Here is a 13,380-nt window from a genome sequence, read left to right on the forward strand (position 1 = left end):
GGTATGATAAACAAAATATCTAGGGGAAAACAAATGACCAACGAATTTTTACATTTTGAAAAAATCAACCGCCAGACTTGGCAATCTTTACATAGAAAAACCACACCTCCTTTGACAGAAGAGGAATTAGAATCCATCAAGAGTTTTAATGACCAGATTAGCTTGCAGGATGTTACCGATGTCTATCTTCCCCTAGCCCATCTCATCCAGATTTACAAGCGTACCAAGGATGATTTGGCCTTTTCAAAAGGGATTTTCCTTCAACGTGAAAGCAAATCCCAGCCTTTTATCATTGGGGTTTCTGGGAGTGTTGCCGTTGGAAAATCCACAACCAGTCGTCTACTTCAAATCCTACTGTCCCGTACACTTACAGATGCTAGGGTTGAGTTGGTAACAACTGACGGCTTTCTCTATCCCAACCAGACCTTGATTGAACAAGGGATTTTAAATCGCAAGGGATTTCCTGAAAGCTATGATATGGAAGCTCTTCTCAACTTCCTGGATCACATCAAAAATGGACAAGATGTAGATATTCCTGTCTATTCTCATGAAGTCTACGACATCGTACCCGAGGAAAAGCAAAGCGTCAAAGCTGCTGATTTTGTCATTGTTGAGGGAATAAATGTCTTTCAAAATCCACAAAACGAGCGTCTCTACATTACTGACTTCTTTGACTTTTCCATCTATGTTGATGCTGCAGTCGATGACATCGAGAGTTGGTATCTGGACCGTTTCTTGAAGATGCTGAGCCTAGCCCAAAACGACCCTGATAGTTACTATTATCGTTTTACTCAAATGCCGATTGGGGAAGTGGAGTCCTTTGCCCATCAGGTCTGGACCAGTATCAATCTCACAAATCTACAAAATTATATTGAACCAACTAGAAATCGTGCAGAAGTGATTCTTCATAAAACAAAGAACCATGAAATCGATGAAATTTACTTAAAAAAATAATTTTCCCTTGTCAAAACGTAAGTTTTCAGATATAATGGTATAGTTAGTAAATATGGAGGTAAGAACATTGGCAAACATTAAATCAGCTATCAAACGCGCTGAATTGAACGTTAAACAAAACGAAAAAAACTCAGCTCAAAAATCAGCTATGCGTACTGCTATCAAAGCTTTCGAAGCAAACCCATCTGAAGAACTTTTCCGTGCTGCTAGCTCAGCTATCGATAAAGCAGAAACTAAAGGTTTGATTCACAAAAACAAAGCAAGTCGCGACAAAGCTCGTCTTTCAGCTAAACTTGCTAAATAAGAAACAGTCCATAGAGGCTGTTTTTTTGTCTCTAAATAGGAAAAGGTAGAAAATGAAAATCGCAATTATCGGATATTCTGGTGCTGGTAAGTCAACTCTAGCCGAAAAGTTGTCTCACTGCTACTCCATCCCAAAACTTCACATGGACACACTCCAATTTCAACCCGGTTGGCAAGACAGTGACCGTGAATGGATGTTGACCGAGATGAATAACTTTCTCACCAATCATAAAGCTTGGGTCATCGATGGAAATTATTCTTGGTGTTTCTATGAGGAAAGAATGCAGGAAGCTGACCAAATCATCTTTCTCAACTTTTCCCCATTGACCTGTCTCTTTCGAGCCTTTAAACGGTATCTCACATACCGAGGCAAGGTCAGAGAAAGTATGGCAGCTGGTTGTCAAGAACAATTTAATTGGGAGTTTATCAGATGGATTCTCTGGGATGGGCGGAGCAAATCCGCTAAAGAACGCTACAAGTGGGTTCAAGAAACCTATCCAGATAAAGTTGTTATCCTTAGGTCTCAAAAGGAGATAGATTACTTTATAAAGACTCACGAAAACAAGAAGAGAAACCAACATGGATAATGTTAGTACTATTTGGAAGACAAATCCCCTTTTTGGGGGCTATTTCCCCAAAATATTTTCTTCATTATTTACCAATCTATCCTATCTAAAACTCTGAATTCTATAGAAATGAAAAGGGACATTCACTGTCCCTTTTATCAATTTTTAGATTTTGAATATACAATAATCACAATCGATAGTCCTCAAATCCTCTTTACTCATTTGGAACGAGTATAAGGGAAGACGGATATTATATTTAGCTTTCATAAATAATAGGTAATGGAATGAGTGTTATAACCTTAATCTGAAAAAATAAAGGTTTCAGCTACTAAAAATGTGCAAGAAAAGCTTGATTTCATAAACTTTATCAGCTTCGTTGCTATAACCTCGTCCCCAGTCATACCTAGCCCCAAGTAATTTCCAATTGATAGCTGGCAAAGGGATATCCCTCTTGGTTTTGTAGTTGATAGTCTAAATGAATCTTTTGCCCATCAACTTCATAACGACTGGTTTGGATAATAAACTCCTGCATGCCCATGGGTGTAGGAATATAGGCCAAACTATCACTATCCTTTAGAAAGCGCATAATGGTCTTGGGATTAGAAAATCGGCTCATCACCAACTCTTGACCATGAAATTTAATAACTACTTTTTCCTTTTCTTCATTATAGAAAAGCAGGTAGCTATAATCTCCCTTTTCATATACTTCTACATCATAAAGCTGGTCAATCACTTCCAACTGCTCATCAAACTGAATCGTATTTCGCATCCGAATCTTCACATCAGGTCCTCTTTCTTGTCTCTTGTCCTACTATTTTACCAAAAACTCTAGCTTTTTGCTATAATGGTCATATGAACGAAAAAGTATTCCGTGACCCAGTTCACAACTACATCCATGTCAACAATCATATCATCTATGACTTGATTAATACAAAAGAATTTCAGCGTTTGCGTCGTATCAAACAACTGGGAACTTCCAGTTATACCTTCCACGGTGGGGAGCACAGCCGCTTCTCTCACTGTCTAGGAGTCTATGAAATTGCACGACGTATCACGGAGATTTTTGAAGAAAAATATCCTGAAGAATGGAATCCTGCCGAGTCTCTCTTGACCATGACCGCCGCTCTTCTACATGACCTTGGACATGGAGCCTACTCCCATACTTTTGAACATCTCTTTGATACAGATCATGAGGCGATTACTCAGGAAATCATCCAAAGTCCTGAGACAGAGATTCACCAAGTTCTGCTACAAGTAGCACCTGATTTTCCAGAAAAGGTGGCTAGTATCATTAACCATACCTATCCTAACAAGCAGGTCGTGCAACTCATTTCTAGTCAGATTGATGCAGACCGTATGGACTATCTCTTGCGCGACTCCTATTTTACAGGAGCATCTTATGGGGAATTTGACCTGACTCGCATCCTCCGAGTCATTCGTCCTGTCGAAAATGGTATCGCCTTTCAGCGCAATGGCATGCACGCCATCGAAGACTACGTCCTCAGTCGCTACCAGATGTATATGCAGGTCTATTTCCACCCAGCAACACGGGCCATGGAGGTCCTCCTTCAAAACCTTCTCAAACGGGCTAAGGAACTCTATCCTGAGGACAAGGACTTCTTTTCACGAACTTCTCCACACCTCCTGCCTTTCTTTGAAAAAAATGTGACCTTGTCTGACTATCTAGCTCTGGATGATGGTGTGATGAATACCTACTTCCAGCTCTGGATGACCAGTCCTGACAAGATTCTCGCAGACTTGTCGCAACGCTTTGTCAACCGCAAGGTCTTTAAATCCATTACCTTTTCACAAGAAGACCAAGACCAACTCGCCAGCATGAGAAAATTGGTTGAGGACATTGGCTTTGATCCCGACTACTATACTGCCATTCATAAGAACTTTGACCTCCCTTATGATATCTATCGTCCCGAATCTGAAAATCCACGGACACAGATTGAGATTTTACAAAAAAATGGTGAACTGGCAGAACTCTCTAGCCTGTCCCCTATCGTCCAATCCCTTGCTGGCAGTCGCCACGGAGATAATCGTTTCTATTTCCCGAAAGAAATGTTGGATCAAAACAGCATCTTCGCAAGCATTACCCAGCAATTTTTACACTTGATTGAGAACGATCATTTTACCCCAAATAAAAACTAGAAGAGGAAATTTATGAGTATTAAACTAATCGCCGTCGATATCGATGGAACCCTAGTCAATAGCCAAAAGGAGATTACTCCTGAAGTCTTTTCTGCCATCCAAGATGCCAAAGAAGCTGGTGTCAAAGTCGTGATTGCAACTGGCCGCCCTATCGCAGGTGTTGCCAAACTTCTGGACGACTTGCAGTTGAGAGACGAGGGTGACTATGTTGTGACCTTCAATGGTGCCCTTGTCCAAGAAACTGCTACAGGACATGAGATTATCAGCGAATCCTTGACTTATGAGGATTATCTGGATATGGAATTTCTCAGTCGTAAGCTCGGTGTCCACATGCACGCTATTACCAAGGACGGCATCTACACAGCCAATCGCAATATCGGAAAATACACTGTGCACGAATCAACCCTCGTCAGCATGCCTATTTTCTACCGCACTCCTGAAGAAATGGCTGACAAGGAAATTGTCAAATGTATGTTCATCGATGAACCAGAAATCCTTGAAGTTGCGATTGAAAAGATACCAGCCGAATTTTATGAGCGCTACTCCATCAACAAATCTGCTCCTTTCTACCTCGAACTCCTTAAAAAGAATGTGGACAAAGGTTCAGCCATCACTCACCTAGCTGAAAAACTCGGATTAACCAAAGATGAAACCATGGCTATCGGTGACGAAGAAAACGACCGTGCCATGCTGGAAGTCGTTGGTAACCCCGTTGTCATGGAAAACGGAAATCCAGAAATCAAAAAAATCGCCAAATACATCACCAAAACAAATGACGAATCTGGCGTCGCCCATGCCATCCGTACATGGGTACTGTAAAAGGGTATGAATAGACGAAAACCGCTCAGCTGAGCGGTTTTTTCCAAATCAAGAATTTTCTATACCATCATTTTTTTAAATGATCAAGGCAGGTAACTCACTATGAAATAAGCTAAATTACCAATCACTTGATGATCCACCAGCATCAAAACCACCACCTGACCAATCACTTGATGATCCACCAGCATCAAAACCACCACCTGACCAATCATCACTCGACCAAGGCGATGAGGAATCACTACTACTCTCATTATGATACTCATCTGAATTTTTAATATGGTAAGCTGTTAATGCTTTTTGTGACCAAGAACCATCATTTATAAAATCTTTATCATCAGGGTATAATTTATCCTTACCATAATAGAATTTATTAGATCTCCGTTTCCTACCCGAAACCCTACCTTCTGTAAGAAAAAGTACCACAAAAGAAATCATAAAAATTACACCGAAATGATCAAGAATTTCTACTACTAGTTCCCATATAGCTTTAGGGACTTCATAAAAATAATTTCTCTCTACTACAGGTGCATCAGCTAAGTCATAATCTTGATTGGATATGTTTTGGATTATATCAATCACAGCTCCATCATAGTCTTTGGCTCGCATCTTATCACGAGAGGCATCTAAGATTTCCCTAGCTTTTGTATCAGTCAATATAGTAGCTAGGTTATTAGAAGTCTCAATACGAAACTTTCTATCTTTTATAGCAATCAATAATAATGCACCCTTATTTGAATCCGAATAGCCAATTTTCCAAGATCTGGCAATCGTATTGGCTGACTTTTCTAAAGATTCACCATTTAAACTCTCAACAATATAAATACCAATTTGAGTATCCGATTTACCATTTAATTCTATTAGTTTATCTGAAACAACCTCTGATAAATAATGGTTTGGATCATAAATACCATTAGAAGGCCTATCTGGTATCACTAGATCTGCGTGAGTTGGTCCAATGAAAAATAACAGGATTGTAAAAAAAGACATTAAGATTAAAACTATTTTTTTCATCATAAAAGTCGGACCTTCTTTCTTTTAAAAATTTGCAATTTCAATAAGAATGAGAATAAATGATATTCTTTTTAAAATAGAATACTTCGATAAAGTCATCTTTCTATCAATCTATTGTATATGGTAGTTTCATTATAAGTTATTTATCTCACTTAATCAACGTAAAATATAGGAAAATTTGTTCTAAGTTTTTATTAAAACTATTATCTCTTAGTAATGAATACTAGCTTCGAACCTGACCATTAAATCAAGCTTTCTCCATCGTTTTCATACTGGAATGAAGATAGATGCAATTGGCACTATGGCAAGTAATAACTGTGCTAGAAGGTTATTAAGACCACGGGTAAAGAGATTAATTCCATACATTAAGAACCATAAGAACAAACTAACATTCAAAAAGTTCTGCTTGAAGCACCTCACCAATCCTTAGCGATTGGTTGCTTTTTATTGTAAAACTAACTGATTTCATAATAAACTGCTTTCTTACTATCTTAACTATATAGGGAGATTTTTTCTAGTTCGAATTAGAGAAAACTTTTCTGCCTCGATTGGTAAAGAACAGTAATACAAATGTCCATACCTACTTTCAACTAAATTCTCCTCCTTCCATAGTCCATTTCTATTTAAAAATTCTATATCGTCGGAAACAATCGTTACCCATGAATTTGGTTTATCTAAATTATCATCACTTCGTTGAAAAATATCCCATTTTTGTTCATTAAACCAAATATAATCTATAATTTTATATTTTTTTTCAACCTGTTTCTCTGTCAAATATTTTCTATATTGTTTCAACTCTGAATCAAATAATTTATAACCATTATTCTCTGATAAAGGATCATAGGAAATCAAATAATATCCTGTACTATCACAATCAAAGTATTGATGTTCAATTCCATCAACCACTATGTATAATTTATCCATCATCCCTCCACGTAATACATTTTACCATAGTTACAACTACAAACTATCAGGGCTTACGTCACTCATTTCCTGACTCCGTCTGTTCTATATTTTGTTCATTCTCCCGTTTCTCATTGAAATCTTTAAATGTTTTATCAATGACCCTCTTAACTCCATTCCAGAAATATGGTAAGGGTAATTTTGACTCTCCTTACTTGAAGTTTGACTTTGTGTACTTTCTTCAGTTGAAGAGGTCTCGTTCAAATCTGATGTTGTCGTAGTAGATGTAGGTTCAGAATTTGAACTTTTCTTTGACTTAGGAATGTAGTTACTATCAATTTTAGGTATATTTTTAATTTCCTCAATAGTAGGAATTTTAGGATTTTCTTTAACAGGTCTATACAACATCGAAAATGTGAAGAATAAGGCTAACACCGATGCGATAAACGGAAATATCTTTTTATCTGATTCATCTGAGGGAACCTTAACTACACTGGTACTAAGTGCCTTCCATTCAGGGTGTACTTCTTCGATGGCTTTTTTCTCTTGCCAAAGCGGAACGAGAAAGAATTGGTTGAAAGGTACAACTGTAGCCATAGCTGTCGCTCCTAATGGAATAATCCTATTGGAATTTACAATAAGCACGATACTTAGTATAGATAATAATACGAATAGAACTATTACTAATACTAGTCGCATTTTATATTCTTTTTTAATCTGGAGATATCTTTCTTTGGATAGCTTTTCTTGATCTTGATTGGGATGATTTGAGTCTTCCGATATGTTTTCCTTATCTGAAAAAATGTCATCATCAGGTAATTCTACTTTCAAACTCATATCCGAATTCTGCAATACCTTCTGAACCGCTGCAAGAAAGGCTAGTCCATTATCAGATGGAGAATATTGGAAGGTAATATGGATGACTTTTTTGTCAAACTTATCACCGTATCGTTCTACATACTGCTTACTTTCGAGGAAGTGAATATAATTATTAATTTTTTCTTGCAGAATTTCAAGATGGACTGCTTCTATCTCTTCCTCCCAGCCAACTGGATCCACCAGAAGAAGCTCTAAATGACTATCAACTATACCAATTGCATTAAGTTCGCTAGGTTCCAGTTCTGAAACAATGGCCTGGGTGACAATTTGTCTAAATTCCTCTGCTGTGAAAAGACAACGGCTATTTTCAGGATTTTTCAAAATAAAGGAAGGATGATCTTCGATGAAGAGCTTATCGGATTCATCTTGTGTATACTGTTTTTTAGATTTCCAAAAACCATAATCTGCATAATTCATCAACTCTTTACCAGTATGTTCTCCAGACATATAACTATCTGCAGCTTCTTTAGGGATTTCTTGAACTACTTCTGGCATGGTAATATTAAAAGTTGGATAACGCAAGAAATACTTATCACCATCTTGACAGATTTCCAACATATCTTTTTGACTAGTATAAATCGACTTCATTTTTAATATCTATTAGCTCCTTGTGTTTTTTAAATATTTCATTCCATACCATTCTTCCACTGATTTTCCTTCCCATTCGCGGTATTCTTCGGGATATTTCCATTTATAGTAAGCTTGAAGAAAATAAGGAAACATGAGGTAAATTTCAAAAGCAACAACTAAAATATTAAGAATCAGTATTGAAGACAAAATACCGAGTCCTCCAATCAAATTATTACTATTCTCCATCGAACTTGAGAAAAAAACACGAATGACTAGCCAAATTGCTACAACCAAACCACCATACTTGCCAATTATGCTAAACATCTTGCCGAAGAATCTATCACTAAAACTTTTCTTTAGAGTTGTCCCATATAACAACATTCCTAATGACTCACACCTAGAAAGAATCATTGAAATAATTATTAATAATATCAATCCTACAAAAGTGAATATTCCCCAAAATCCAGCTACTGCATAAATTAAGTTTAGAGAAAAAAGATTGAGTTCAACAACTAGCCAGATAATAAAGGTAACCATAAAATGGAATTGGCCCCTATAAATCAAAATAAACTGCTGATTGTATCGCTTCCCTAGTATAATCAATAAAATCCATATTGCAAGTGCTATCCAAAATACCCAGTACGGAAGAAAATTAATGTCGGGTAAAGGGACTGTTAAATCTCTAGGATCAGAATGGTAAAATAAATAATCATTTAAAGCTACAATCAACCAATTGGGACCAATTATAAATAGGAAAGTCAGAATTACCAGCCAAACATATGATTTTTTTGTTCCTCTAAATTGCTCTTTTTTTAAAGCATCTTGGTAATTGTCCCGAGCAAATTTCCCTGAGACGCCATCATCTAATAAATTTAAACTCTCCTCAAAACTTGCTTTAAATAGTGACTTTTTTGTCATAAGTTTAATCCTCAATCTTCTTTTCTATTAATTCTGAGTGCTTTTTCAAGTATCTCTTTCCATACCATTCTTCCACTGATTTGCCTTCCCACTCGCGGTATTCTTCGGGATATTTCCATTTGTAATAACCTTCTAAAAAGAAAGGAAACTCCATGAATACAATCATGGCGATTACACCAATATTTGATAGAATCCAAAATATAAAGAGACCTAAAACAGTTACGGAAGAGGAAAAATTAATAGAAAAAGCTTTGAAAATAAAATTAACAATCAGAGCCAAGCCCAATATACCTGCTCCATAAATAGCAATACCTTTGGCAATTTTATCTAGTAAGGTAGGTGACTTAACTTCTCCATACATTAGATTTTTCAAACTTCTAAGCTCTGTTCTTAACATTACATAAGTCAACAATACTTGAAGCCCCAAAAGTACTAAGATCCCCCATATTGATAATATAGGTAAAGACATAGTTGTTGCCAGCAAATTAAATTCAAACACAAACCATATTATAAAAGTTATAATATGAAATCGATAACGATAAGGGAGAATAAACGTCCGTTTAAAGAATTTTCCCATTAATACCAATAACAACCAAATTAACAAGCAAATTAAATAAAGCTCGACTGTTAGCAAAGGATACTGAGAAACTGGTAACCTTAAATCTTTAGGATCAGAATTTTGCAATGATAGGGTAACAGCAAGGAGCATGAAATTTGCACCTATCGGAAATAACAGACTAAGAATAAAAGTTTTAATACCAAACCAAAAAGAGGGTTTCCCTTTCTTAAAGGCTTTCCCAAGTTTATTATAATAATCTTTTTTCTGATACTGTAAAAAACCATCATCTAATAAATCTAAACTCTCCTCAAAACTTGCTTTAAAAATTGATTTCTTCATACTTTTCACCCAAATCCTATTTTAATAACTCCTTGTGTTTTTTTAAATATTTTTTTCCTTACCAGAAATCTAGATCCTAATACTTAATCCGATCTCATAATAAGGAGAGAAATCCCAACCAAATTAGTACGTATATTTTCTCCTATTATACCACACCTCTATTTTCATCTGAAATGGTTTCCATTTTAGGACAAGAAAAAAACACTGATCATTCAGTGCTTTTTCTATTGAACTATTGCCCCCTGCAGGAATCGAACCTGCAACTACTCCTTAGGAGGGAGTTGTTATATCCATTGAACTAAGGGAGCTAGATAAAAACTCTGCTGAATGAGCAGAGTTTTTTAGTCGAATTAACGACGGATTTCTTTGATACGAGCTGCTTTACCTTGAAGAGCACGCAAGTAGTACAATTTCGCACGACGTACTTTACCGTAACGAACAACTTCGATTTTTTCAACACGTGGAGTGTGGATTGGGAAGATACGCTCAACACCTACACCGTTAGAAATTTTACGAACTGTGTAGTTTTCTGAGATGCCTGCACCTTTACGTGCGATAACAACACCTTCAAAAATCTGGATACGTTCACGGTTACCTTCGACAACTTTCGCGTGTACACGAACAGTGTCACCAGGACGGAATGATGGGATATCTGTACGAAGTTGACCTTCAGTCAAGCTTTGGATTAATGGATTCATTTTATTCTCCTATCTTTGTCAATCTTGAGGAATCTTCCTCAGCGGATAAACTGTATTTTTGTGCGTCCATTACACACAAGATACAGTTTACCAAATTTCCACCTAAAAGTAAAGAAATTTATAGCAGAATTCCTAAAAAAATCGCAACCAAACCACCTAGGTAGGTCAAAGTCAAGTAAGAATAAAAAACCTTCCTATCACTTAACAGTCTTTGGAGTTCGTCATTCAAGGTCGAAAAAGTTGTTAAACCGCCACAAAAGCCAGTTGCTAAAATAGCATAGACTTCCTTGGATTCCACATGATTATAGAATAATCCAATCAAAAAACAACCTAGAAGATTGGCTATGAGCGTTCCGAGGGGCAATTTAGATGCTTGATTATAGCGGGAAAAGAAATACCGTACGAGCGCTCCTAAGCCACAAGCAATTGCAAGATAGACGATTACCATTTCTTCCTCCCTAGAAAATATGCCAAGAATAGGCCTCCACCAATGCTCAAAATCAAATACATGATCAAACTAAGATAACGCCCTGTATCCAGTAGTTTCACAGCATCAAGCATGAGACTGGAAAAAGTTGTCAGACCCCCACAAAAACCAGTCCCCAGTGCTAAAACCAAGCCCTTACTAGTCCCCTTATAAACCAGATAACCCTTAACAAGATAAACCAAGCAGAAAATGCCTAGATAGTTGACAAGAAGGGTTCCCCAAGGAAAATCTGGACTGGCTGGTAACCAAGTGGAAACCAGGTAACGAACCAGTCCACCCAACATGGAAGCTAGAAAAATCCCTAGCGGATAAAATTGTTCTTTTTTCATTTGATGTTTTGATCCTGATAATCACGCGAACGTTTGAGTATGTCCGAAAACGTTGCGACAATAGTCTCCTGATAACGCTTGTCCTCTACACGACTTCTAACCTTTTCAAAAATAATTGCTTCTCTCTTGGTATCTAAAATCGGTTTACCTGAAGCCTTCTTATAAGCGACAACCCCTTCAACTAAGTGCATTCGTTCTTCTAAGAGCTTGACGATTTGGTCGTCGATTTGATCAATTTCTTGACGAATAATATCTAAATCCATACAGTCTCCTCCTTTATTTGAATTATTGTATCAAAAAGCCACCAAATAGGCTAGTAAAATCCCAACTCTCGATAAGAAAAATGCACTGATTGATTACATCAGCGCACTTTTATACTTATCCTACTTTAGCAGCCAATTCTTCTGCGAATTGTTCCAAGCGTTCAATATCTTCTTCCTCGGCAGAAAGATCAACTTTAACACATTCTGAACCTTTTTCTGCTCCTGTCGCTACAAAAACGCGGTCAAAGTCATCGACAGCCTTACAGAATTCATCGTAGAAGGTATCTCCTGATCCGACCACTCCGTAGATTTTGCCATTCAAGTTGAGGTCAGCTAGGTCTTCGTAGAAGTCCATCATCTCATCTGGCAATTCTCCATCACCATAAGTATAGGTCGCAACGATAGCAATGTCTGCTTCCAAGAAGTCTGAAGCGTCAACAGTTGTACATTCATCAACATCGACATCCAAGCCCAAGTCACGTAGTTTGTCTGCTACAATATCTGCAATTTCTTCGGTATTACCGGTCATACTGGCAAATACAATTTTTGCTAATGCCATATCGTCCTCCTCAATTTATCTTTCTCCATTATATCACATCTTTTTCATTTTAAAAATAAAAATTCTTGTGCTACAATGAAATGAGAAAGAATTGAGGTTATTTATGGAAATTTGCCATCAAATTTTAGAAAAAATCAAAGAATACGACACGATTATCATCCATCGTCATATGAAACCAGACCCTGATGCCTTGGGAAGTCAAGTGGGATTGAAAGCTCTTCTCAAACATCATTTCCCAGAAAAAACTATTAAAGCCGTAGGTTTTAATGAACCAACTTTGACCTGGATGGCGGAGATGGATCTTGTTGAAGATAGTGTCTACCAAGGGGCACTTGTCATCGTCTGTGATACGGCTAATACTGCTCGTATCGATGATAAGCGCTATAGTCAAGGTGATTTTCTCATTAAGATTGACCACCATCCAAATGATGATGTATACGGTGACCTGTCTTGGGTCGATACTAGTTCAAGTAGCGCTAGCGAGATGATTACCCTATTTGCCCAAACAACTCAACTGGCCTTGTCAGATCGCGCTGCTGAGTTACTCTTTGCAGGAATCGTTGGTGATACAGGTCGTTTCCTCTACCCTTCTACCACTGCACGGACCCTCCGCCTTGCTGCTTATTTGAGAGAACATAACTTTGACTTTGCAGCTCTCACTCGAAAAATGGACACTATGAGCTACAAAATTGCTAAACTTCAAGGCTACATCTACGACCATCTGGAAGTGGATGAAAATGGTGCAGCGCGCGTTATCCTGAGTCAAGAAGTCTTGAAACAATTCAATGTTACCGATGCTGAAACTGCCGCTATTGTTGGAGCGCCTGGTCGTATTGACAGCGTCAGTATCTGGGGAATTTTTGTAGAACAGGCTGATGGCCACTACCGTGTTCGCTTACGTAGTAAAATCCATCCTATCAATGAAATTGCCAAGGAACATGATGGTGGAGGCCACCCTCTAGCAAGCGGTGCTAATTCCTATAGCCTAGAAGAAAACGAAATCATCTATCAAAAGCTAAAAAACTTGCTTAAAAACTAATAAAATACTTGCCAAACTTTTCAGAAT

The 13,380-nt window shown here is 37.5% G+C and carries 16 protein-coding genes, 1 tRNA gene and 2 pseudogenes; 6 read left to right on the plus strand and 13 right to left on the minus strand.

The genetic code is table 11. The annotated features are described in order from the left end of the window. Positions 1-33 precede the first annotated feature (33 nt). From coaA to D8855_RS03255, 3 genes are all read left to right on the plus strand, one after another. Positions 34-954 (plus strand): type I pantothenate kinase, encoded by a 921-nt coding sequence (gene coaA, locus D8855_RS03245; RefSeq protein WP_125415981.1) that lies wholly within the window; start codon positions 34-36, stop codon positions 952-954. A 67-nt stretch (positions 955-1,021) separates the two neighbouring features. Continuing rightward, positions 1,022-1,258 (plus strand): 30S ribosomal protein S20, encoded by a 237-nt coding sequence (gene rpsT / locus D8855_RS03250; RefSeq protein ID WP_001274000.1) that lies wholly within the window; start codon positions 1,022-1,024, stop codon positions 1,256-1,258. Between the two features lie 52 nt (positions 1,259-1,310). Then, complete coding sequence (locus D8855_RS03255) at positions 1,311-1,844, plus strand: DNA topology modulation protein (RefSeq protein ID WP_125415983.1); 534 nt, start codon at positions 1,311-1,313, stop codon at positions 1,842-1,844. A gap of 382 nt (positions 1,845-2,226) precedes the next feature. Here the strand turns inward: D8855_RS03255 and D8855_RS03260 are convergent, their stop codons facing one another. Continuing rightward, complete coding sequence (locus D8855_RS03260) at positions 2,227-2,604, minus strand: YwiB family protein (protein WP_125415986.1); 378 nt, start codon at positions 2,602-2,604, stop codon at positions 2,227-2,229. Positions 2,605-2,675: 71 nt separating this feature from the next. Between D8855_RS03260 and D8855_RS03265 the strand changes: the two genes are divergently transcribed. Together D8855_RS03265 and yidA are read left to right on the plus strand one after the other, a co-directional pair. Beyond that, positions 2,676-3,980 carry an HD domain-containing protein gene (locus D8855_RS03265; protein WP_125415989.1) on the plus strand — a complete coding sequence of 435 codons (1,305 nt, stop codon included), beginning with the start codon at positions 2,676-2,678 and terminating at the stop codon, positions 3,978-3,980. 12 nt (positions 3,981-3,992) lie between these two features. After that, positions 3,993-4,799 (plus strand): sugar-phosphatase, encoded by an 807-nt coding sequence (gene yidA / locus D8855_RS03270; protein WP_125415991.1) that lies wholly within the window; start codon positions 3,993-3,995, stop codon positions 4,797-4,799. 117 nt (positions 4,800-4,916) lie between these two features. Here yidA and D8855_RS03275 read toward each other — a convergent pair whose 3' ends face one another. From D8855_RS03275 to D8855_RS03335, 12 genes and pseudogenes are all read right to left on the minus strand, one after another. Beyond that, complete coding sequence (locus D8855_RS03275; protein ID WP_125415994.1) at positions 4,917-5,813, minus strand: TPM domain-containing protein; 897 nt, start codon at positions 5,811-5,813, stop codon at positions 4,917-4,919. A gap of 385 nt (positions 5,814-6,198) precedes the next feature. Continuing rightward, a pseudogene (locus D8855_RS10945) lies at positions 6,199-6,279 on the minus strand (DUF4299 family protein); the annotation flags it as partial. A 26-nt stretch (positions 6,280-6,305) separates the two neighbouring features. Further along, entirely contained in the window at positions 6,306-6,734 is a 429-nt protein-coding gene (locus D8855_RS03285) for a hypothetical protein (protein ID WP_020902777.1), read from the minus strand. A 789-nt stretch (positions 6,735-7,523) separates the two neighbouring features. Further along, positions 7,524-8,180, minus strand: a pseudogene (locus D8855_RS03295) (DUF6572 domain-containing protein); the annotation flags it as partial. Between the two features lie 12 nt (positions 8,181-8,192). Further along, positions 8,193-9,080, minus strand: a complete 888-nt coding sequence (locus D8855_RS03300) for a hypothetical protein (RefSeq protein ID WP_125415997.1) — start codon at positions 9,078-9,080, stop codon at positions 8,193-8,195. A 4-nt stretch (positions 9,081-9,084) separates the two neighbouring features. Next, positions 9,085-9,978, minus strand: a complete 894-nt coding sequence (locus D8855_RS03305) for a DUF2207 domain-containing protein (protein WP_125416000.1) — start codon at positions 9,976-9,978, stop codon at positions 9,085-9,087. 236 nt (positions 9,979-10,214) lie between these two features. Continuing rightward, positions 10,215-10,286, minus strand: a tRNA-Arg gene (locus tag D8855_RS03310). Positions 10,287-10,328: 42 nt separating this feature from the next. Then, positions 10,329-10,676, minus strand: coding sequence for a 50S ribosomal protein L19 (gene rplS, locus D8855_RS03315; protein WP_001068669.1), 348 nt, complete (start codon positions 10,674-10,676; stop codon positions 10,329-10,331). A 118-nt stretch (positions 10,677-10,794) separates the two neighbouring features. After that, entirely contained in the window at positions 10,795-11,124 is a 330-nt protein-coding gene (gene crcB / locus D8855_RS03320; RefSeq protein ID WP_049510845.1) for a fluoride efflux transporter CrcB, read from the minus strand. Next, complete coding sequence (gene crcB, locus D8855_RS03325) at positions 11,118-11,492, minus strand: fluoride efflux transporter CrcB (protein ID WP_049510844.1); 375 nt, start codon at positions 11,490-11,492, stop codon at positions 11,118-11,120. The genes crcB (D8855_RS03320) and crcB (D8855_RS03325) overlap by 7 nt, the downstream gene beginning before the upstream one ends. Continuing rightward, positions 11,489-11,755, minus strand: a complete 267-nt coding sequence (locus D8855_RS03330; RefSeq protein WP_020902342.1) for a chorismate mutase — start codon at positions 11,753-11,755, stop codon at positions 11,489-11,491. The genes crcB (D8855_RS03325) and D8855_RS03330 overlap by 4 nt, the downstream gene beginning before the upstream one ends. A gap of 115 nt (positions 11,756-11,870) precedes the next feature. Next, the gene (locus D8855_RS03335) at positions 11,871-12,314 is read right to left on the minus strand and encodes a flavodoxin (protein WP_001162125.1); all 444 of its coding nucleotides are present in this window, start codon (positions 12,312-12,314) and stop codon (positions 11,871-11,873) included. Between the two features lie 103 nt (positions 12,315-12,417). Between D8855_RS03335 and D8855_RS03340 the strand changes: the two genes are divergently transcribed. After that, entirely contained in the window at positions 12,418-13,353 is a 936-nt protein-coding gene (locus D8855_RS03340; protein WP_125416003.1) for a DHH family phosphoesterase, read from the plus strand. Positions 13,354-13,380: the final 27 nt, after the last annotated feature.

The organism is Streptococcus mitis (assembly GCF_003942685.1).
Taxonomy (GTDB): Bacteria; Bacillota; Bacilli; order Lactobacillales; family Streptococcaceae; genus Streptococcus; species Streptococcus mitis_CD.